General features: G+C 53.2%; 19 protein-coding genes. 7 read left to right on the top strand and 12 right to left on the bottom strand.

Annotation, left to right across the window (positions count from 1 at the left end):
- The first annotated feature begins 277 nt into the window (after window positions 1-277).
- From argR to yhcN-B, 3 genes are all read left to right on the top strand, one after another.
- Window positions 278-748 carry a transcriptional regulator ArgR gene (gene argR, locus HV477_RS15315; protein ID WP_001257852.1) on the top strand — a complete coding sequence of 157 codons (471 nt, stop codon included), beginning with the start codon at window positions 278-280 and terminating at the stop codon, window positions 746-748.
- A 364-nt stretch (window positions 749-1,112) separates the two neighbouring features.
- Window positions 1,113-1,376: a peroxide/acid stress response protein YhcN gene (gene yhcN, locus HV477_RS15310; protein ID WP_000695693.1), complete on the top strand. Its 264-nt coding sequence runs from the start codon at window positions 1,113-1,115 to the stop codon at window positions 1,374-1,376.
- Window positions 1,377-1,479: 103 nt separating this feature from the next.
- Complete coding sequence (yhcN-B, locus tag HV477_RS15305) at window positions 1,480-1,746, top strand: DUF1471 family stress response protein YhcN-B (protein ID WP_000853277.1); 267 nt, start codon at window positions 1,480-1,482, stop codon at window positions 1,744-1,746.
- A 59-nt stretch (window positions 1,747-1,805) separates the two neighbouring features.
- Here yhcN-B and HV477_RS15300 read toward each other — a convergent pair whose 3' ends face one another.
- The 4 genes from HV477_RS15300 to aaeX form a co-directional block, all read right to left on the bottom strand.
- Window positions 1,806-2,078 carry a hypothetical protein gene (locus tag HV477_RS15300; protein ID WP_001103887.1) on the bottom strand — a complete coding sequence of 91 codons (273 nt, stop codon included), beginning with the start codon at window positions 2,076-2,078 and terminating at the stop codon, window positions 1,806-1,808.
- Window positions 2,079-2,249: 171 nt separating this feature from the next.
- Window positions 2,250-4,217, bottom strand: coding sequence for a p-hydroxybenzoic acid efflux pump subunit AaeB (aaeB, locus tag HV477_RS15295; RefSeq protein WP_000510913.1), 1,968 nt, complete (start codon window positions 4,215-4,217; stop codon window positions 2,250-2,252).
- A gap of 5 nt (window positions 4,218-4,222) precedes the next feature.
- A complete protein-coding gene (gene aaeA, locus HV477_RS15290; protein ID WP_000855134.1) occupies window positions 4,223-5,155 on the bottom strand; it encodes a p-hydroxybenzoic acid efflux pump subunit AaeA in 933 nt (310 codons plus the stop codon).
- A gap of 7 nt (window positions 5,156-5,162) precedes the next feature.
- Window positions 5,163-5,366 carry a p-hydroxybenzoic acid efflux pump operon protein AaeX gene (gene aaeX, locus HV477_RS15285; protein ID WP_000051840.1) on the bottom strand — a complete coding sequence of 68 codons (204 nt, stop codon included), beginning with the start codon at window positions 5,364-5,366 and terminating at the stop codon, window positions 5,163-5,165.
- A 181-nt stretch (window positions 5,367-5,547) separates the two neighbouring features.
- On the opposite strand from aaeX, the gene aaeR reads away from it, so the two are divergent.
- Complete coding sequence (gene aaeR / locus HV477_RS15280) at window positions 5,548-6,477, top strand: HTH-type transcriptional activator AaeR (RefSeq protein ID WP_000440300.1); 930 nt, start codon at window positions 5,548-5,550, stop codon at window positions 6,475-6,477.
- A gap of 121 nt (window positions 6,478-6,598) precedes the next feature.
- Here aaeR and tldD read toward each other — a convergent pair whose 3' ends face one another.
- The 8 genes from tldD to csrD form a co-directional block, all read right to left on the bottom strand.
- Window positions 6,599-8,044, bottom strand: coding sequence for a metalloprotease TldD (gene tldD / locus HV477_RS15275; protein ID WP_079899346.1), 1,446 nt, complete (start codon window positions 8,042-8,044; stop codon window positions 6,599-6,601).
- Window positions 8,045-8,188: 144 nt separating this feature from the next.
- Window positions 8,189-11,989, bottom strand: a complete 3,801-nt coding sequence (gene yhdP, locus HV477_RS15270) for an AsmA2 domain-containing protein YhdP (RefSeq protein ID WP_079899345.1) — start codon at window positions 11,987-11,989, stop codon at window positions 8,189-8,191.
- A 110-nt stretch (window positions 11,990-12,099) separates the two neighbouring features.
- Window positions 12,100-13,569 carry a ribonuclease G gene (rng, locus tag HV477_RS15265; RefSeq protein WP_000123188.1) on the bottom strand — a complete coding sequence of 490 codons (1,470 nt, stop codon included), beginning with the start codon at window positions 13,567-13,569 and terminating at the stop codon, window positions 12,100-12,102.
- A complete protein-coding gene (locus HV477_RS15260; protein ID WP_000210308.1) occupies window positions 13,559-14,152 on the bottom strand; it encodes a nucleoside triphosphate pyrophosphatase in 594 nt (197 codons plus the stop codon). Before HV477_RS15260 ends, rng begins: the two co-directional genes overlap by 11 nt.
- Before the next feature lie 8 nt (window positions 14,153-14,160).
- Window positions 14,161-14,649 (bottom strand): rod shape-determining protein MreD, encoded by a 489-nt coding sequence (gene mreD / locus HV477_RS15255; protein ID WP_000179403.1) that lies wholly within the window; start codon window positions 14,647-14,649, stop codon window positions 14,161-14,163.
- Window positions 14,650-14,651: 2 nt separating this feature from the next.
- On the bottom strand, window positions 14,652-15,704 hold the full coding sequence (gene mreC / locus HV477_RS15250) for a rod shape-determining protein MreC (protein ID WP_000802538.1): 1,053 nt from the start codon (window positions 15,702-15,704) through the stop codon (window positions 14,652-14,654).
- A 64-nt stretch (window positions 15,705-15,768) separates the two neighbouring features.
- Window positions 15,769-16,812 (bottom strand): rod shape-determining protein MreB, encoded by a 1,044-nt coding sequence (mreB, locus tag HV477_RS15245; protein ID WP_000913396.1) that lies wholly within the window; start codon window positions 16,810-16,812, stop codon window positions 15,769-15,771.
- Window positions 16,813-17,119: 307 nt separating this feature from the next.
- Window positions 17,120-19,060, bottom strand: a complete 1,941-nt coding sequence (gene csrD, locus HV477_RS15240; protein WP_001241377.1) for an RNase E specificity factor CsrD — start codon at window positions 19,058-19,060, stop codon at window positions 17,120-17,122.
- Window positions 19,061-19,263: 203 nt separating this feature from the next.
- Between csrD and HV477_RS15235 the strand changes: the two genes are divergently transcribed.
- The 3 genes from HV477_RS15235 (at window position 19,264) to msrQ (ending at window position 21,960) form a co-directional block, all read left to right on the top strand.
- Window positions 19,264-20,238 (top strand): MDR family oxidoreductase, encoded by a 975-nt coding sequence (locus HV477_RS15235; protein ID WP_001148246.1) that lies wholly within the window; start codon window positions 19,264-19,266, stop codon window positions 20,236-20,238.
- Between the two features lie 117 nt (window positions 20,239-20,355).
- Window positions 20,356-21,360, top strand: a complete 1,005-nt coding sequence (gene msrP, locus HV477_RS15230; protein ID WP_000723876.1) for a protein-methionine-sulfoxide reductase catalytic subunit MsrP — start codon at window positions 20,356-20,358, stop codon at window positions 21,358-21,360.
- Window positions 21,361-21,960, top strand: coding sequence for a protein-methionine-sulfoxide reductase heme-binding subunit MsrQ (gene msrQ / locus HV477_RS15225; protein ID WP_023204194.1), 600 nt, complete (start codon window positions 21,361-21,363; stop codon window positions 21,958-21,960). It begins immediately after the preceding gene.
- Window positions 21,961-22,298 lie beyond the last annotated feature (338 nt).

Here is a 22,298-nt window from a genome sequence, read left to right as displayed (position 1 = left end):
GCGTAATCCGGATCGACTGCAACCAGAGAGCAACGTTCCTACAGGTGGTGACAATATACCCTACTATCCTCTCAAAACAACATCATTTTGATAACAATTAATTTACTTTTAATCTTATTTGCGAGGCGTGACACAGGCATGTTTCTTGATAACGAAATTTGATAAAATTCCGCTCTTTCATAACATTATTTCAGCCTTAAACAAGGCAGACTGTTTGCATAAAAATTCATCTGTATGCACAATAATGTTGTTTCTACCGCCATATTACGGGTGACTTATGCGAAGCTCGGCTAAACAAGAAGAACTAGTAAGAGCGTTTAAAGCGCTCCTCAAAGAAGAAAAATTCAGCTCACAGGGCGAAATCGTCCTCGCGTTGCAGGATCAGGGCTTTGAAAATATCAATCAGTCCAAGGTCTCGCGCATGTTGACTAAGTTCGGCGCAGTGCGTACACGTAACGCAAAAATGGAAATGGTGTACTGTCTTCCGGCTGAACTGGGCGTCCCAACAACATCCAGTCCGTTGAAAAATCTGGTGCTGGATATCGACTATAACGACGCTGTCGTGGTGATTCATACCAGCCCCGGCGCGGCACAACTCATCGCGCGCCTGCTGGATTCACTGGGGAAAGCAGAAGGTATTCTCGGCACGATTGCCGGCGACGATACTATCTTCACTACGCCTGCCAGCGGCTTTTCCGTAAGAGATCTGTACGAAGCCATTCTGGAACTTTTTGAACAAGAGCTTTAGTCCCACTTCCTCCGTCGTCGTACGGCGGAGGCACCTTTTTGTCCTCTCCCCTCGCCGCTTTCCTGTACGGCTATCATTTGGCAAATCATGCCCTTAAACATTCACCACATGAATGACAAATCAAAAAAACGCACAAAATGTCAAATTTTTTAACCGATTGATTTTCTTTTATTTTTTAAACAGTAGCGGCGAAAAACAGCAATTTTAATTCCATAACGTTATAAAAAATAAAATTTTTAATGTCTTTAAAAAGCAGAAACAATTAGCGTGGTATTAATTAATCGCGTGATTAGTGTATACTTAATTTTGTGATGAGGGTCACGAAACAAAGACCCCAGTAAAGGAATTCGACGAGGTAAAAATCATGAAAATCAAAACCACTGTTGCAACATTAAGTATTCTGTCCGTTCTCTCTTTTGGCGCTTTCGCCGCAGAACCTATCAGCGCAGAGCAAGCGCAAAATCGTGAAGCAATCGGATCGGTTTCAGTCAGCGCTATCGGCTCATCGCCTATGGATATGAATGCCATGCTGAGCAAAAAAGCGGATGAACAAGGCGCTACGGCCTACCACATTACCGAAGCGCGTAGCGGCAGCAACTGGCACGCCACTGCCGAACTGTACAAATAAAATTCACCTGCCATCGCATATAACGTGTCATTGCTTCGCGGAGATATCGCATAAGAAAAGCCCATTAATCCGCGAGGTTGACCCTATAAAGGAATAAAAGACCATGAAAACGAAATACATTATCGCATCACTCGGCCTGGCCACTCTGCTCTCTTTCGGCGCAAATGCCGCAGTACATCAGGTCAACGCGGAACAGGCGCAGAATCTGCAACCGATGGGCACCATTTCCGTCTCGCAGATTGGCAGTACGCCAATGGATATGCGCCAGGAGATCGTCGCTAAAGCTGAAAAAGCAGGCGCTAATAGCTATCGCATCATCGAATTAAAAGAAGGTGATAACTGGCACGCCACCGCCGAGTTGTATAAGTAAACCCTCGTCGTCTAACCCGACGACTTGCCCCCGCCTGCCGGGGGCTTTTTTATGCTTTTTCAATGCCGGACATTAAACCGTAGCCGCCCCTCCAGCTCTTCTTCCGCTTCATCAAAGAGTAAAATCAGCGCCCCGTAGCGCCTGCGCAGTTTATCAGGCAGGTGAACGAACTCAATCTCTAGCGGTAGGGGTAAGATATCGCTCATTACCGCATCCCATAATGTATCAAGATCGCTTACTTTCTCACTGGCAAGACCAAACGTCTGCGTAAACTCGCGATAAAAATCGCTTTGGTTTTTAATATCATTAAAATCAAAAGTATAGACATTCATAGCCAGCCACCATCCCCGACAGACAATTGTCTGTTTTACTACTAAGCATCATTATGCAGAGGTTTCACTTCCAGAAACGCTTTTAGCCCCGGAGCACTCTTGCGCTGTTTTTGTATCTCAAATAAGTATAGTCATAAAAAAACCGACGCTTTTGGCATCGGTTCTTGTGGGTTAGCTATCGGTAAGCGCGTTCTGGTATTTATGTAACATGCCCGTCAGGCGTTTAACCGGTTCCGTCACCTGCGGCGGCGCCTCCCAGATACGTAATTTCTCCTGATAGATATCCAGCTCATCCAGCAACTGACCAAAGTAGCGTCGCCGTTTATCATCGCTTCCGGCGGAAATAACATGGTCTGCGGTACGACGAAGCTGGCGGTGGAACACTGACAGGTCTTCATTAACCGGTATCGGCGCGTCGCGCAGACGTTGATGAGCAATGATCATCGTTAGCGCCAGGCGAAACTTCGGCAAATCGCCAGGGAATTTATTCATCAGCAAAAAGAGTTGCTGATATAACGCAGGCAGACGGTTTTCTTTACGACGTACCACGTTGGTCGTCATTGCCGAGACCGCAGCGGAAACAAACTGATTAAGCAGCACGCGACCGGTTCGATCTTTGGATTTATCACGCACCAGCAGGATGACGATAAACGCCAGCATACAGCCGACAATTTGCCCCAACGCGCTGTCGAGGAACTGGCTGAAATGGAACGTCATCGGATTATCCAACACAATAATGTTAATCGTACTGGCCAGCGCCCCCATCGACCCCAGACGCCGTTTCTGGACCTCAATGCCGATAAAGAACCCCAATACCGCCAGGCTCAAACATAACAACAGCATACTTTGCTGCGTATTGGGAATAATCACCAGGAAATAGAGCAATCCCAGCGGCAACGCCGCCAGAGTGCCATAAATAAAATCAATGCAGACCATGCGCGGATTGGGTAAACGCATCGCCAGCGAGGTCACCACGGCAATCATCACCATCGCGCCATTACCCGATGTCCAGCCGGTCCATAGCCAGAATAATGTCCCCAGTATGCAGGAAAGCGTGGTGCGCCAGAAGTTCACCATCGCATGGTGACGTTCAGCGGATTCCACTTTAACTACGGGCTCGCCTTGCAGGATCTCTTCTTCCGTCGCGCTGATTTTGGTGTTGCTGATCACGCCGCGTTTAAGCAGCAGATAGCGCGTCGCTGCGCCTACCCAGCTATAAAGCGTGACGGGCGTTTCGCGCTCGCCGGTCCAGACAATGACACGCCGCATCCGTTTTAACTGCCTGTGAACGTCCTGTACCGTTTCAACCGGCGTCTCGAACAGTTCCCGGAAGGTATCGGTAATCAGTTCCGGCCGCGTGTTTTGAATAAGATAAGTTTCACAGGATTGCGTAATCAGCGTGAGCGAAAGCGTATTCAACGCTTTCAGGCGGCGGTTAGCGCGTACCCAGCGCGAAGATTCCATATTCAGATTACTTCGCATTCCCTCCAGCGCCGCCGTGCGTCGCACCAGATCGCCCCAGGCGTTGTCGACTTCTTCGCTGTCGCCATGCTTAATACAAAGTTGCATTAGCTGATATTGCGCTACCAGTAAACTGTCCAGTTCGCGATCAACCTCCTGCTTTATCGATCGCGGCGAGAAAAGCAGATCCGCTAAAATAGCGCAGCCAATGCCGATGACGATTTCGCTACAGCGCTCAAGCGCAAATTGCGGCGTGAGCAGCGGCTCCGTCTGAATGGTAATCACAATGATCAGCGCAGTATAACCTGACAGTCCCCACGCATAAGAGTTTTCGATCCGTACTAAAGAGGAGATCCAGGTACAAAAACCGGCCCAGACACAGCACACCAGAATCATCAATAGCGGCGCGCGGATCATAGAGATAATAATGATAAGCGCGGCGATACAGCCAATAAACGTCCCGATAATACGCAACATTCCGCGATAACGGATAGCGCCGGAATAGGGTTCCCCGCCGGCGGCAAATGCCGGGCCTGCCGCCACGATCGCGGCGGTCAGCACCGCCCAACGCGGCGTCTCCAGTTGAAAATGGAAGCCGATAAATAATGCCAGCACAATGGCGCACGCCAGCTTTACCGCAAAACGAATGTGCTGGTTGGCAATGGAGAAAATGCCCATGACGATTAACCGAATTCGCGCAGCCGGTGCGCCAGTTTACGGAAGAAGGAGTCCTGGCTTGCGTCACGATCCTGCTTACCGGTGATCACGACGGTTGCCGTCGTACCGGCAGGCCACAAATTCCCCTGCTGCTCGTCGAGCCGGATACGCACCGGGACACGCTGGGCCAGACGCACCCATTCGAGGTTAGAGTCTATCGTCGCCATCCCTTTCGCATCGCTGGTACTGCTGGCATTCGTTACCCCTGCCGCCACGCTATCGACGGTACCTTTTAATACCCGGTTGCTGCCAAGCGGCGTGATTTCGGCACGATATCCCGGACGCACGCCTTCCAGCTTGGTCTCTTCCATATAGGCCTGCACGTAAAAAGAGTTCTTTTTCACCAGGGCGACGGCTGTGGAACCGCGGGTAATAAATTCACCGGCATAAACATTAAGGTTAGTCACCCAGCCGTCGGCAGGCGCGCGAATGACGGTGCGTTCCAGATCGAGTTTAGCCAGATCGCGCGTCGCCTGGGCTTTAGCCAGTTGATGCAGTACCGTCTGCAAGACGTTGTTCGCCTGATCGATCTCTTCCCGGGACATCGCCTGTACGCCGAGGCGATTACGGCGACCGGCTTCCTGGCGTTTTTCCTGCGCCAGTACCTGATAATAGGCTACATCAGCTTCCGCTTCCGCCAGCGCTTTTTGATAGCGTGGCTGATCGATGGTAAACAGGACCTGATCCTTTTTCACCAGTTGGTTATCATGCACGTTTACATGGGTAATCAGGCCCGCGACATCCGGGGCAATAGCGACGACATCGGCGCTAAAACGCGCGTCTCGCGTCCAGGGAGATTCGGTGTAATACACCCAGGCGCGGAAAATGGCGATAAAGGCCAGAATAACCAGTACGAGGGTAATGGCCGTACGGGAGAGTTTTCTTGTTAGTGTTTTCACTTCAACCTCAAACGAACAGGCGCGATATTAAATAAAACAGACAACAATACAGCGCGGTATTGAACAGAGCCGGATGCCAGACAAAATCATAGATGCCCGTCGGCACAAGCATCCGACGCACCAGCCAAAAAATAGCCAGTGACAAAAGCAATTCGAAAAATATCGGTGGGAAGGAAAGACCAAACACCACGATAACGGGAAACAGACTCATGTTGACCTTGATTTCTGAGAGAGAGCAGGCGATAGATTGTTAAGCTACATCGCCGCAGAGAAGGGCAAGAGACGCCAGGCGAGAGCGACATAGCTCTTATTCGAATAATAGTATATTAACGTAATTGTTATGCTGTTATCTATATTATGTGATCTAAATCACTTTTAAGCCAGAGTGAATAATGGAACGATTAAAACGAATGTCGGTATTCGCCAAAGTTGTTGAGTTTGGCTCTTTTACCGCCGCAGCCAGACAGCTGCAAATGAGCGTATCGTCCATCAGCCAGACTGTGGCGAAACTGGAAGATGAGCTTCAGGTTAAATTGCTCAACCGCAGCACACGCAGCATTGGGCTCACCGAAGCTGGAAAAATCTATTATCAGGGCTGTCGTCGTATGCTGCATGAAGTGCAGGATGTTCACGAGCAGCTTTACGCTTTTAATAACACGCCTATCGGTACATTGCGTATCGGCTGTTCTTCAACCATGGCGCAAAATGTGCTGGCCGGGCTTACCGCAAAATTATTAAAAGAGTATCCCGGTCTGGCGGTCAATCTGGTGACAGGAATTCCGGCCCCGGATTTAATTGCCGACGGGCTGGACGTGGTGATCCGCGTGGGCGCGCTGCAAGACTCCAGCCTGTTTTCCCGTCGACTCGGCGCGATGCCGATGGTTGTGTGCGCCGCCAAGCCGTACCTCGCTCAGTACGGCGTCCCGGAAAAACCCGCCGATCTCAGTAGCCATTCCTGGCTGGAATATAGCGTGCGCCCGGATAATGAGTTTGAACTTATCGCGCCGGAAGGAATTTCTACCCGACTGATTCCACAGGGGCGGTTCGTCACTAACGATCCGATGACGCTGGTACGCTGGCTGACCGCCGGAACTGGAATCGCCTATGTGCCGCTGATGTGGGTGATCGATGAGATCAATCGTGGCGATCTGGAGATCCTGCTGCCTCGCTATCAGTCCGATCCCCGTCCGGTGTACGCGCTGTACACCGAAAAAGATAAGCTGCCGCTTAAAGTGCAGGTAGTGATTAACGCGTTAACTGACTATTTTGTCGATGTCGCACACCTGTTTCAGGGGATGCACGGGAGAGGGAAAGAAAAATAAAAACACCGGGTAATTGCTGAAGACGATTGTAGGCCAGATGCCACCCGACGCAGACATTGCCTGATGGCGCTGCGCTTATCAGGCCTGGGGGCACATACCACAGGCCTGATAAGGCGGACAGTTATGCGGTGCCGCCAACCGTCAGGTTATCGACTTTCAGCGTCGGCTGGCCTACGCCTACCGGCAGACTTTGACCCTCTTTACCGCAAACCCCCACCCCGTTATCCAGCTTAAGGTCGTTGCCGACCATGGAGATCTGTTGCATCGTTTCAATGCCTGATCCAATCAACGTCGCGCCCTTCACCGGCGTCGTGACTTTGCCGTTTTCAATCAGATACGCTTCCGAGGTAGAGAACACAAACTTGCCGGAGGTGATATCCACCTGACCGCCGCCAAAGTTAGGCGCATAGATGCCGTACTCAACGGATTCGATAATTTCCTGCGGCGTTGACTGCCCCGCCAACATATAGGTATTCGTCATACGCGGCATCGGCAGATGCGCATAAGATTCGCGACGCCCGTTACCGGTCGGCGTAGCGCCCATCAGGCGCGCGTTCAGCTTGTCCTGCATGTATCCTTTCAGCACGCCATTTTCAATCAATACGTTGTACTGGCCTGGCGTACCTTCATCATCGATAGCAACGGAGCCACGACGGTTCATCATTGTGCCGTCATCCACTACGGTGCAAAGCGCGGAGGCAACCTGCTCGCCGATCTGACCGCTAAACACAGACGTCCCACGACGGTTGAAATCACCTTCCAGCCCGTGACCGACCGCTTCGTGCAGCAATACGCCCGGCCACCCGGCGCCCAGAACCACCGGTAACGTCCCCGCTGGCGCAGCGACCGCGGAGAGATTAACCAGCGCCATGCGTACCGCTTCTTTCGCCCACGCGTCGGCGCGAACCTCGCCGTCGAGATCGGCAAGAAAATACTCATAACCAAAGCGACCGCCGCCGCCGCTGGCGCCGCGCTCGCGTTTACCGTCTTCTTCCACCTGCACGCTAACGGACAAACGCACCAGTGGACGGACATCCGCCGCCAGCGTCCCGTCGGTCGCCGCCACGAGGATTAATTCATATACGCCGGTCAGGCTGGCGTTAACTTCCTGTACGCGTTTATCGGCTTCTCGCGCCGCTTTATCAACGCGTCTGAGGATATCCAGCTTCTCTTCGCGGCTCATACTTTGCAGCGGATCAAGGGTGGTGTAGAGCGGCTGATGCGCTACGGCGGCGAGCGTTTTTACCTTGCCTTCGCCGTTATCGCGTACAATGGTTCGCGCTGCCTGCGCACTCTGCTCCAGCGCGAGGAGGCTTATCTGGTCAGCATAAGCAAAACCGGTTTTTTCGCCGCTAATGGCGCGAACGCCAACGCCCTGGTCGATATTATATGAACCATCTTTAATGATGCGGTCTTCTAAAACCCAGGATTCGTGATAGCTCGACTGAAAATAGAGGTCGCCATAATCAAGACGGCGTTCGGCCAGTTGGCCCAAAATAGCGAACAGATCCTGATGGTTCAGGCCATTCGCCGCTAGCAATTGTTCACTTACCAGGTTCAGACTCATCGTTTTTGCTACTCGTTGATTTCTGCCGGATGGCGGTTCACGCCTTATCCGGACTACGTTGTTAGATTGTGCAAACCGGATAAACGCAGCGCCGTCCGGCATGACTATTTACTGAGAGTGGGGCAATTCCTCGCCCCCGTCAAATCATTGCTGGCTTTCTTTTCTCGGTTGGCGCAGAACTTCGTTGATCTGCGGCGCATCGACCGGACCGGTAATGCGATAACGCAAAATGGAGACCTTGCTCCATAGCGGCCCCAACACTTTACTGGCGGCAAATACCGCCGCGCCGACAATCGGGTTAACGGCAAACGCGGCGGCGACGCCCACGGTGGCGGAAATTTCCGGCGCGACAACGGCCTCCATATCAAGACGACGACGCACCAGATCAACAGAACCTTTCATTGCAATATCCGCTTCCAGCCCATCCACCAGCGTATCGTCAGTATGCAGGACGCCATCTTTAATCCACGCGGTACTATGAATAGAGTCGAAATAGAAGCCCTCGCTAAAGGTATCTCTGAAGTCAAACCGCAGCTTACGCAGCAACGCGTCAAAACTGAGCAGCCGCAGTAGCTGTCCGGCATGACCGCTACTGAGATCAGTAAACTCGCCTTTGCCCAGACGCGTACGTAAAATCCCGTTGAGCGTGGCTTCCTCAGGTTGCCAGGGCGGGTTTCGCCAGTGCAGATCGTAATCTACGTTAAAAGACGCGTTCTGGATTGGCGTCGAGATGCCGAAGAACCCGGCAGCCGTGTCGAGGTTACTACCATGCAGACTACCTTTCAGCGAGGTTCGTTCATTATCCAGCGCATTCACCCACTCGCCGTTCGCTTTCAAACGGGCGAATCCGGTATCGATCAGGCCATTCGCCAGAGTCAGCGTATTGCCTTTGATGGCGAAATCGCCATCAATACGCCCATATTTTTGCCCCCACAGCCAGCACTCTTCGCAGCGAAGCTGTAAGTCCGGCCAGCCACGGAAGCTAATCGTGTTCGCCGAAGCCAACGGCGATGTCGGCGTTGGTGACGAGGCGTGCGTTTTTGCGACGCCAGGGTTGTAGTACAGGTACTTAATGTTCGCCAGCCACGGCGCATGGTTGCGCATGAGCAGCGTGGCGTTCACCTCACGGCCCTGCGCTTCAATTTTTGTTCCGTTCAGCGAGGGGGCTGAAACAACGCTCAAATTGTTCCACTGCTGGCCGCCCAGCGATAGCGCGGGAGTACGCAACGTGACGCGTTGAGGAAACTCGGCCGAACTGCTCACGTTATCCGCCGCGCCTTTCTGGAATAACGCCAGCCACTGCGCGCCATCCAGCGCCGGCAGATTGAGCTCAACGCCTTGTTGAGCAGGTAATGGCGGAATCGTCCGGCTGTCCGTCGTCCAGATAGCCCGATCCAACGTCAGCTTCTGATTTAATAACCAGCGGCTGTTAAAGTGATTTTTACTCCCTGCGCTCCCCGTTAGCGCAAAACTTTTCAGGTTGCCGTCAGCCTGAATGTTCACCGGAATGGCTTCGCCTGCGGGTTTATTTAGCGGAGAAGGTAAGTGACTACTCACATTTCTCAGATCGCCGTTCAGCTCGATGTGATAAGTGGTGTCAGCGTGATACGGAAGATCGATGCCGACTTTACCATTCCACGTCACGCTGCCGCTCAGGGCGTCATTCAGTTGCGGCGGTAAGACGCCCATACGCGTTGGCTGCCAGTTACCGTTCAGGTTGACGGCGACCTGATAGGCTTTTGCCCCTTCCGTCGTACTGAAATCCAGGTTCAGCGGCTGATTAAACCAGTTTGCCGTCAGCGGCCCGCTTTTTAGCGCGCCATTCACAAAGCTGAATTTACCGTTCAGATTTTTGAGCGTGCTGTTTAGCGGCTTAATAAACAGACTGTTATTACGCAACGAGACATCACCCTCAGCGGTAACCTGTTCTCCGTCCAGCGGAATATCAAGATGTAAGCGAGCATTCACATCGCCATCTAACTGGAGCTCCGCCAGCGTCGAGCCAAGCGAGTCTTTTAGCGGCGTCTCGTCAAAATAAGGCCCAACGGCTTTTCCCGGCCCGTTAATATCGGCATCAATGAGCAGTTTCTCTTTGGAATAATCCGGAATCGCCGCTGCGAGTTTGCTGGCCTTCACCCCGCCCAAATCGACGCTATCCGAACGCATCCACAGACCGTCGTTCAGGAAATCCAGTTCAATGTTGAGATTTTTTAGCGCCGGCCAGTCGGGTTGAAAAGCAAACGTCGCATTGCGTAGCGGCACCAGCACTTCAAACTGACCTTCGTTATGCTTATAGGGAAAGAGGTGCGGGTTACCACCGTAAACCAACGTGGCGTTATCCGCCTCGCCGCCCTGAATCGCGCCGCTAAGGTAATCGACTAGCGCTTTGCCCATCAGGTTTTCCGGAAAATAGCGCCACGCCTGAGATCCATCGTCGGTACTGATTCCGGCCAGAATGCCCAGCCACGGTTCGTCGCCCGTCGGTTGCAGATAGCGGAACCCGCCGCGCGCATGTACCGCCTTTGCTTTGACGTCAATGTCGCGGCCATCAAGCTGAAAGCCGTTCTCATTTTTCAACCAGCTAAGCGTCGCGACGCCGTTTTCAATTTCCAGCGGCGCGCGAAAAACGGTTTCATAGGGCATTTTAGCCTGCTGCATCGCAACCTTCATCTGCCCGTCTTCTACGCTTCCCGCCAGCGTACCGGAAAAATGTTCCGCGCCGGGCAACAGCTTCCACTGTTTCCAGGCAAGATTTTCCCACGATGCCTGAAAACGCGTTTTTTCGGTCGCCTGTAGCGGAATATCCAGCGCCAGTGTGGCGATCTTTCCGCTCGGCTGCGTAGCCTGCCATATTTCGCCCAGCACAGGCGACAGTTTAGCCGCCAGCGGACGTAATGCTTCCAGCCCCGCCAGTTCAAGATTACTGGCGCGAATGCGTAGTTCATCGCTACGTGTGTGATTCTCGCCGCCGACGTCCTGCTGCGGGAGCCAGGCCACGGTTAAGGCTCCGCTCGGCCAGGGTTTACCATCAAGCGTAATCCGTGTGTCCGGAATATAAAACTGCCAGCCCGGCTGCTCGCGGCTAATCTGCGCCGTCAGGTTATCGACAGACAGCGTGTGCGTCGTGTTATCGCCCAGCCAGCTTGCGCCGCCCTGTTTCAGCCAGACGTCCCCTCCGGCGATTTCGCCTTTACTGAGCGTCATCCAGCCTTCCAGACTGAAACGCGCCGTCTGGAGCGCCACATTATCCTGCATCCATTTGCCCAGCCACGGCTTGACGTCAATATCGTCGGCCTGTAACCAGACTCTGCCGTTATTCAGCAAACCGTCGTCATCGCGTAAATCCATCCGCACCTGCATCACGCCGTGCTGCCCGGTCAGGCTGGAGAGGCTGACCTCGCCTTCGGCGCGGTGCCGCTCTTTGCCGTTTAGCCAGGTAAGCTGTGGGATCGCCAGCTCCGCGCGTTGTCCGGAAAGCGTCAGAAAACTGATTTGGCTATCGCGCAGATCGAAATGATCGAACTGCCGCAGGAAAAGATCGCTTAAACGGCTGGTTTCGATGCCTTCGCCGTCGCTGCTTTGAAGAGGCGTGTTGGTGCGGAAATTGAGTTGCCAGAAGGTCAGGTCGCGAAACTGCCAGCGCATATGCAACAGGCTTTGCCAGACGTCCAGCGCCAGCGTAACGCGTTTTATCGACAGTTCGCCGCCATCTTTCAGGGCGGCATGAATATTATGCGCTTCCAGCGTAGGGCCAAAATTTTGCCAGCTTGCGGAGAGTTGGCTGGCGGCCAACGGCACGCCGGTCACAGACTCAATTTTATTCAGGATAGCTGGACGCCAGGCGTCAAGATGAGGCAACGCCAGGCGCAGCCCGCTAACCAGCAGCGCTGCAATGACGATGAGCGCGGCTCCAGTGAGCAATAAAATCCCCGGCAATCGCCTCACGCGTCTCTCCTTGTCTGCCAAAAAATACGACTCACACCCCTTGAAGGTATATTGCCGGATGGCGGCGCTTGCGCCTTATCCGGCCTACATGCGCTGGTGCTACTACTCAATTACATCATTACGACGTCAAACTGCTCCTGGTTATAAAGCGGTTCGACCTGAACTTTAACCTGTTTGCCGACAAAGATTTCGACTTCCGCCAGCGCGTGTGATTCTTCGCCTTTCAGCGCTTCCGCCACCGCAGGAGAAGCATAAACCAGGAAGCGATCGGAGTCATAAGCGTGATGAACACGTACAATTTCACGCATGATCTCATAGCAGACGGTTTCCACCGTTTTTACCGTCCCGCGGCCATGACAGGTTGGACATTCGTTACAAAGCACATGTTCCACGCTTTCACGAGTCCGTTTACGGGTCATTTCCACCAGCCCCAGCGGCGAAAAGCCGTTAATACTGGTTTTCACGCGATCCTTACTTAACGCCTGTTCCAGCGAATGCAGCACCCGGCGGCGATGATCTTCATTATTCATGTCGATAAAATCGATAATGATAATGCCGCCCAGATTACGCAGGCGTAACTGGCGGGCAATGGCCTGCGTCGCTTCAATATTGGTATTAAAAATGGTGTCGTCGAGATTACGGTGTCCGACAAACGCGCCGGTATTGATATCTACCGTCGTCATCGCTTCGGTTTGGTCGATAATCAGATAACCGCCGGACTTGAGTTCAACCTTACGCTCCAGCGCGCGCTGGATCTCATTTTCCACGTCATAAAGATCGAAGATCGGCTGATGGCCACTGTAATGCTCCAGCTTACTGGTCATTTCCGGGATGTATTCTGCGGTAAACTCCAGCAGCGACTCATAGGTCAGACGTGAGTCGACGCGAATTCGGTCCAACTGCGCATCGGCGAAATCGCGCAGCACGCGCTGCGCCAGCGCCAGTTCGCCATACATCTGGTAGCGCGTTTGCGGACGCTTTTTGCGCTCCATGACTTTCGTCCAGACGCGCTTGAGATAGGCGGCGTCAGACGCGAGATCCTCTTCACACACGCCTTCCGCCGCGGTGCGGATAATAAACCCGCCCTGTTCGTCGCAGTATTCCGCCACCACCTTTTTCAGGCGCTCGCGTTCACTTTCGCTTTCGATGCGCTGGGAAACGCCAACGTGTGACGCGCCGGGCATAAAAACAAGGTAACGGGAGGGCAACGTGATGTCCGTGGTCAAACGCGCGCCTTTCGTGCCGAGCGGATCTTTCACTACCTGCACCATCAGATCCTGTCCCTGACGCACCAGTTCGGAGATATCGCGCACGGTAAACTGTTTTTGCTCGTCGCCCGCCACGCATTCGGTATGCGGCATAATGTCGGAAGCATGAAGAAATGCGGCTTTATCCAGCCCAATATCTACAAAAGCCGCCTGCATACCTGGAAGTACACGACTTACACGACCTTTGTAGATATTGCCTACGATTCCGCGTCGCGCTTCGCGCTCAATATGGATTTCCTGAAGAATACCGCCATCAATGTACGCCACGCGCGTTTCCGATGGCGTTACGTTTACCAACAATTCAGCCGTCATGTTTATCCCTTTTATCACGCAGTGCGTTAAAATGACTCAACAACTCATACGTTTCAACCAGCGGTAAGCCGACCACGGCGTGATAGCTGCCATTTATCTTCCTGACAAAACAGCCACCCCGCCCCTGAATACCGTATGCACCTGCTTTATCTAAAGGCTCGCCGCTGGCGACATAGCCAGTAATATCCTGCGCAGAAAGCGTGCGGAAAGTCACCTCCGTTACCACCACACAATCCAGCGTCTGCTGCGAGTCCGCAAGCGCAACAGCAGTCATCACCTGATGCGTATTTCCGGAAAGCAAACGCAGCATTTCTGCGGCATGAGCGGCGTCGCGCGGCTTTTCCAGCACCTCGCCGTTTAACACGACTATCGTATCCGCGCCCAACACCGGCAGATCACGGGGAACCAGCGCCACGCCAGCCTGCGCCTTTTCGCGTGCCAGCCGAACAACATACTGCTGCGCGCTTTCCTGAGCACGCCGTTGCTCTTCAATACCAGGCACGACCTGCTCGAATGAAAATCCAAGTTGAGTCAATAATTCCTGGCGACGCGGGGAACCGGAAGCAAGATACAGAGTTGTCATATCGACCTTTATTGCACAGCAAACTGCTGGCGTACTTTACGCATCAGCAAAAAGAGCCAGGGCCACAGCACGCCATTGACTACACTACTCCAGAACACTTCCGGTCTGAAAGAGACGTTGATCACTAAAAACTCGGCCCAGAAAACAATAATGTCCACGGCCAGTGAAAGCAACATTACCACCAGCGCCTGCTGCCAGAGCGCCAGGTTACGGAAGAGCTGGAATTTCAGAGCGACCAGATAGGCGACAATACTCATCGACAGAGCGCGCACGCCAAGTGTGGAACCGCTGATGAGATCAAGTATGGCACCCATCACAAATCCCGTCCCCACATTTACGCGGTGCGGCAGGGCCAGAATCCAGTACAGTAAGATGAGCAAAACCCAGTTTGGCCGGAAAACAATGATGTCGTCCGGCCAGGGCATGATTTGCAGCAACAGCGCAATAAGAAACGAGAGCCAGATAACCCAGCGCCCCTGGCTACGATAGCTCGCCACCATTACCCTCCCGGCGCACGCGCAGGCGGCGTGGTCGCGCCCGAAGGCGATGGTTGCGTTGATACCGGCGCAGTCTGGCCCGCAGATGGCTGAGTAATCCCCGTCGCCGGGTCCGGCACTGGCGCCGGCGGCCCCATCGCATCCGGAGAAGGCAACACCTGCGGCATCATCTGCATCAGGCGCTCATTGGCGACGCGGTGAACCTCTTCCGGCGTCATCGGATTGGCGCCGTTACGATCGGCTCCCCACAACAGCAGCAGATAGCGTAAACGCTGCAAACCCGCGGTTGGACGTGCCTGAATGACGGTATAGGCGCGCTGAGTGTCCAGCTTGACGGAGGAGACCACCGCCACCGGATACCCTTCCGGGAAACGCCCACCAAGTCCGGACGTTACCAGCACATCGCCGACGCGAATATCGGTATTGGCGGGCAGATGTTCAAGCTGAAGATCGTCAGTACAGCCGTTACCGGCGGCAATCACGCGGATGTCATTGCGCAGTACCTGAATCGGCAGCGCATGAGTCGCATCGCAAATCAGCAGTACGCGGCTGGTCAGTTTCGCCACGGCGACAACCTGCCCTACGACGCCTTTGTCGCTAATGACCGGTTGACCTTCATATACGCCATTAACGCTGCCTTTATCGATAACGACCTGATCGCTGTAAGGATCGTTAACCGTTGAAATAACCTGCGTCACCATTTTCTGCTCGTCCTGACGCAGCGGCGACCCCAGCAGCTCGCGCAACCGCGCGTTCTCCTGTTTGTACTGCCCCAGCATCAGCAGGTCGCTGTTTTTTAGCAGTAATTCCTGGCGCAGCGCCCGGTTTTCCAGCTCAAGCTGGTCGCGAGAAGCCAGCGTTTGTGACACGCTGTCGAGCAGTTCACGAGGGCCGTTTGAAATAAAATAGAAAGGACTGACGGCAGTGTCCATGTACGTTCGGATTTGACTGAACGTCCCCAGGCGGCTGTCGGCAATGATAACGCCGAGCGCCACCAGCACCGCCAGAATAAGGCGAATCTGTAGCGACGGGCCACGGCTAAAAATTGGCTTCATAGGCTATGCGTATTCTCGCGTCGGAGAGGCAGGACAATCCAGGGATAATCCTGCCCGTATCCAACTACTCTTCGCTGAACAGGTCGCCGCCGTGCATATCGATCATTTCCAGCGCCTTGCCGCCGCCGCGCGCCACACAGGTCAGCGGATCTTCAGCAACCACGACAGGAATGCCCGTCTCTTCCATTAACAGACGGTCAAGGTTACGCAGCAGCGCGCCGCCGCCGGTGAGCACCATACCGCGCTCGGAGATGTCTGACGCCAGCTCCGGCGGACACTGTTCCAGCGCCACCATTACCGCGCTGACGATACCGGTCAACGGTTCCTGCAACGCTTCCAGAATCTCGTTTGAGTTCAGGGTAAAGCCGCGTGGAACGCCTTCCGCCAGGTTACGGCCACGCACTTCGATCTCGCGGACTTCGTCGCCCGGATAAGCGGAACCGATTTCGTGTTTAATACGTTCTGCGGTGGCTTCACCAATCAGAGAACCGTAGTTACGACGAACGTAATTAATGATGGCTTCGTCGAAGCGGTCACCACCAATACGGACAGAAGAAGAGTAAACCACGCCGTTCAGGGAGATCACGGCAACTTCAGTGGTACCACCACCGATATCCACAACCATTGAACCGGTTGCTTCAGAAACTGGCAGACCTGCGCCGATCGCGGCCGCCATCGGCTCTTCGATCAAAAAGACTTCACGGGCGCCTGCGCCCTGAGCGGATTCACGAATTGCGCGGCGTTCTACCTGCGTCGCGCCGACCGGCACGCATACCAGTACGCGCGGGCTTGGGCGCATAAAGCTGTTGCTGTGCACTTGTTTAATAAAGTGCTGGAGCATTTTTTCGGTCACAAAGAAGTCAGCGATAACGCCGTCTTTCATCGGACGGATCGCAGCGATATTGCCCGGCGTACGGCCCAGCATCTGCTTCGCATCATGACCGACTGCAGCCACGCTTTTCGGCGAACCGGCACGATCCTGACGAATGGCCACAACGGAAGGCTCATTCAATACGATGCCTTGTCCTTTTACATAAATGAGGGTATTCGCGGTACCCAGGTCAATGGACAGGTCATTGGAAAACATGCCACGAAATTTTTTCAACATACTAAGGGATAATCCTGAAAGCTGGGGCGGAAAACAAAATCCGCTTACTTTACCAACCACACGCAGCAGCGACAAGGCGCAAAAATCATCTGCTACGGTGAAAATTAGTGCAGTTCGTTTCCTTTGTTACAAATCTCGGCCTGAGTCCCTCAGGGCTGAAAAAATCAGCAGCAATCCTCGCCTTCGTTTGCAACCTGTCAAAGGTCATTCACCTGCATATTTGCTGCAACAATCTGGCGAGCAGACAAGCACACCCCCATGAGGCGCAGCGCGCGTTATTCTACGTGAAAACAAATTAAACGGCAGGTTAAACCGAGTATCTTTGCGAATATTTTTTCACGTTTGTGTCAAGTAGTTGGGAGGAGGCAAAAAAATCACCCTGCCCGCCAGCCACGCCGCGTTTTGTCAGCGTCTGCCACTCGCCGCGCGAACGGACGCCTGTCGCGTAAACCTGCGTAGGCGTGCCCGCGCAGGCCTCTACCAGACTTTGAACCAGAAGCTGGTTTTCCGTTCGCTTCTCAATGTTTCTGACCAGACTCGGATGCAGCTTGAGTAATTCCACATTGAGCGCTTTAATCCAGCTCGTGCTAACCAGCGTCAAACCCGCCTGTGTCACCGCCACCCGAACGCCAAGCGCATTGACTAAGCGAAGGATGGGTTGTAACCGACTGATGTGTTGACAAACATCTGCCTCCGCAAGTTCAATAATTATGCGATTTCGCTGTGATTTTTCACACTGCATTAACGTATCGCGCAACCAGCGCTGAAAACGCGGACGAATCAGCGACTCAACCGTCAACTGCATTGCCAGATTTTCATCCGGCCAGTAGCCCAGCAACGTAATCAGGCGGCTAATTTGTAATCTGTCATACTCTTCCGATAAACCAAATTGCAGCACCATCGGCATATACTCCGCCGAGCTCACCTCTTCTTTACCGTCATAGATGCGACACATCAATTCCCGATGATGTACGCGACCTTCTCGCGTGACCGCTGGTTTTTGATAAAGTCGCGGTCCACCCCGGTTCAGCATCTGCTCAATCAATGTGCGCCAGCGCACATTGCCGCGCCCTTTTTCCGGCAGAGTGTCGTCGTAGATAGCCCAGCTATTTCCCCCCTGCAGGGCGGCATTCCGCGCCGCGGCTTCAGCATGTTCCATCACCTGCTCGGTGGACTGTCCGCTGCGCCAGGCGCAAATGCCGATATGTACCATATCGTCACGATCGAGCATTTTGTTAGCCGGTAGCGCATCGACAGCTTTTAAAAGTTGTCCGGCAATACTTTCCGCTTCTTTCAACGTTCGATGCGGTAGCAGCACGGCAAAGTCGCTGCGGTGATAACGCGCCAGCAGCGAGCCAGGGTAACGCATAATAAATGTCGATAGCAGATTGATAAGCATAAACATCTGCTCTTCCGCCTGATTGCCTCCCAGGCTGTCGCGCAGAAGATTGAAGTCTGGCAAGCGGATCATCATCACCACGCCATGCACTCCCACTTTTTCCTGATCTTCCAGCAGCGTCGCCAGTTGGTTATCAAAGAACAGACGGTTACCGAGTCCGGTTTTGGTGTCCTGCGCGGCGTAGGAGCGAATGAGGGTGTCCAGGCGGCTACGCTGTTCGTGAGCAAACTGAATTTCGGAAAGCAATACATCAAGCGCGCTACTGGTGCGCGCTGGCCATTCGTAAACAGAACCGCGGACATTCGCCCCGCGTTCGCCGTTCAGAATACGCGTTGAGCGAATTTCCAGAAGCTCTTGCCCGGAAAGCTGCCGCTGCAGCCAGCGCACCGATAAAAACAAAATCAGAACGATAAAACCGATCGCCAGCGTTAGCGGCGCCGTGGTGATCAGTGAGTGAAAATAGTTACCCATCGGGTCCTGATAAGCCAGACGTAGCGACATTCCTGGATGTTTTATCAGCGGTACGACCAGCTCGCGATACATGTCGCTGGTGCCGGCTGGCCGATAACCTCTGGCACGAGAATGGCTGTAGACGCTGCGCTCCCCCTGCAACAGATCGACACGCACAATATCGGAAGCGATCATGAGTTCGTCGATTTGCGGCGTCAGCGAGACAATATCATGGGTCACCAGGTGCGTATCAATGGCTGTCGCCGTCGCCTGCACACGGCTGACATACTTATACTGTACGGCGTTATAAAAGCTTAGCGAGCAACCTATCAGAGTCACGAAGATCGTTAACCCCGTGAGCAGCGTGATAAAAGCTGAGAATTTCGTCGTTAATCGCATCCTTGAGTTAACTCCGACGGTTATAAACAGTATGAAAAAGCGAATCTGAAGGCGGAATTCGCCACGGCGCGCAATGAAGCAGGCATACTACCAAAATGGATCTATCTGGCAATTTATTGCGTTGCATCGGCATCACGTTTTAATTAGCGAGTATAGTCTTCGTAGCTATTTTTCCAATCTACCATGTAAAGTGAGGACAGGTTATGCAGGCGTTGATCTTAGAACAGCAGGACGGTAAAACCCTCGCATCCGTGCAACATCTCGAAGAGAGTCAACTGCCGGCAGGTGATGTGACGGTGGATGTCCACTGGTCCAGCCTGAATTATAAAGATGCTCTGGCTATCACCGGAAAAGGGAAAATTATCCGTCATTTTCCGATGATTCCTGGTATTGATTTCGCCGGCACCGTTCACGCAAGCGAAGATCCTCGCTTTCATGCAGGCCAGGAAGTACTACTGACTGGCTGGGGCGTGGGCGAAAACCACTGGGGCGGCCTGGCCGAACGCGCACGCGTTAAAGGCGACTGGCTGGTCGCGCTGCCTGCGGGACTGAGCAGCCGTAACGCCATGATCATCGGCACCGCCGGTTTTACCGCCATGCTGTGCGTCATGGCGCTTGAAGATGCAGGTATTCGCCCGCAAGACGGTGAGGTTGTCGTCACCGGTGCCAGCGGCGGCGTGGGCAGCACTGCCGTTGCATTACTGCATAAGCTGGGCTATCAGGTTGCAGCAGTATCAGGACGTGAAAGCACCCACGGCTATCTTAAGAGCCTGGGAGCTAACCGTATTCTCAGCCGCGATGAGTTTGCTGAATCTCGCCCGTTGGAAAAACAGCTATGGGCCGGTGCAATTGATACCGTTGGCGATAAAGTGCTGGCGAAAGTGCTGGCACAGATGAACTATGGCGGTTGCGTGGCCGCCTGCGGCCTGGCGGGCGGCTTCGCGCTGCCGACCACCGTTATGCCATTCATTCTGCGTAATGTGCGTTTGCAAGGGGTAGACTCGGTGATGACCCCACCGGCACGTCGCGCAGAAGCCTGGGCGCGTTTGGTTAAGGATCTGCCGGAATCGTTCTATGCTCAGGCCGCCACAGAGATTACGCTGGCGGATGCGCCGAAGTTCGCCGATGCCATCATCAATAATCAGGTTCAGGGCCGTACGCTGGTGAAGATAAAATAACGTCACGTATAAAAAAATTTACACTTAATTAACTATTTATTTTTACACATTGACACACTCCCTGTCATATTCACTACACGCTATGTTGTGTTGTGGTGGGTAGACCGGGAGTCTGTGATGAAAAAGATACGTCCATTAACAGAAGCCGATGTGACTGCGGAATCGGCTTTTTTTATGCAGCGCCGACAGGTGCTAAAAGCATTAGGCATCAGCGCGGCCGCCTTATCCTTACCCTCAACGGCGCAGGCCGATCTCTTCAGTTGGTTTAAAGGCAACGATCGTCCGAAAGCGCCTGCCGGTAAACCGCTTGAGTTTAGTCAGCCTGCCGCCTGGCGAAGCGATTTAGCGTTAACGCCGGAAGATAAGGTGACGGGCTACAACAATTTCTATGAGTTTGGCCTTGATAAAGCCGACCCGGCGGCCAATGCCGGAAGTCTGAAAACCGAACCGTGGACGTTGAAAATCAGCGGGGAAGTCGCGAAGCCATTTACGCTGGATTACGACGATTTAACACATCGTTTCCCATTAGAAGAGCGTATCTATCGAATGCGCTGCGTCGAAGCGTGGTCCATGGTCGTGCCGTGGATTGGTTTCCCTTTATATAAGCTACTCGCGCAGGCACAGCCCACCAGCCACGCTAAATATGTGGCATTCGAAACGCTATACGCGCCGGATGATATGCCAGGACAGAAAGATCGCTTTATTGGCGGCGGACTGAAATACCCTTATGTCGAAGGGCTACGTCTGGATGAAGCCATGCATCCGCTGACTCTGATGACCGTTGGCGTCTATGGTAAGGCGTTACCCCCGCAAAACGGCGCGCCCATTCGACTCATCGTTCCATGGAAGTATGGTTTTAAAGGTATTAAATCTATTGTCAGCATTAAACTCACCCGCGAACGTCCGCCAACCACCTGGAATTTGTCGGCTCCCAACGAATATGGTTTTTACGCCAATGTGAACCCGCATGTGGATCATCCACGCTGGTCTCAGGCTACCGAACGCTTTATTGGTTCAGGCGGTATCCTTGATGTGCAAAGGCAGCCGACGCTGCTGTTTAACGGCTACGCCAATGAAGTCGCTTCGCTGTATCGCGGTCTCAATTTGCGGGAGAATTTTTAAGTGCGTCTGACAGTAAAACAGATAACCTGGCTAAAAGTTTGTCTGCATCTTGCCGGTTTTTTGCCGCTTCTGTGGCTCTTTTGGGCGATAAATCACGGTGGACTCAGCGCAGACCCGGTAAAGGATATCCAACACTTTACCGGCAGAACCGCGCTCAAATTTTTGCTCGCCACCTTGCTGGTTTCACCGCTGGCGCGCTACGCTAAACAGCCATTATTGATACGCACACGCCGCCTGTTAGGATTATGGTGTTTCGTTTGGGCTACGCTGCATTTAACCAGCTATGCCTTACTGGAACTGGGGATACATAACCTGGCGTTGTTAGGAAGCGAGTTGATTTCACGCCCTTATTTGACGCTTGGGATCATTAGCTGGCTGGTGTTATTGGCGCTGACGTTGACCTCAACGCAATTTGCGCAGCGTAAATTGGGCAAACGCTGGCAAACATTGCATAACGTCGTCTATCTTATCGCGATCCTGGCTCCCATACATTACCTGTGGTCGGTAAAGATTTTATCACCGCAACCGGTCATCTACGCGGCATTAGCGTTAGCCCTTTTAGCGTTGCGTTACCGGAAGTTTCGCCAGTGGTGGCGCTAGTTTGGTGAACTGTGCGGTCGATTGCAAAACGCAAAACAGGTAATGTCCTTTTTATGTTTCGGGTTGATTATCTTCCCTGATAAGACCAGTATTTAGCTGCCAATTGCGACGAAATAGTTATAATGTGCGACTTTACATTGCCCAACGGCGATTTTCGTTCGCAGAAAGGGTGACAATCGAGCAATGAAGGTATATTTTGTTTTTTGCCCGAAAATGGCAGAAGATAGCCACACAATGACTGGCAAATCATGAATTTCACCTTCGGGTGCTACGGCATAACAGGCAAATCAAAGATGCGCGGTATTTTACCCGCGGCAGTCATTCACATGCTTTACAGA

This window comes from Salmonella sp. SG203, from assembly GCF_013350575.1.
Classification (GTDB): Bacteria; Pseudomonadota; Gammaproteobacteria; order Enterobacterales; family Enterobacteriaceae; genus Salmonella; species Salmonella enterica.
This window is presented reverse-complemented; position numbering and strand designations above follow the sequence as displayed.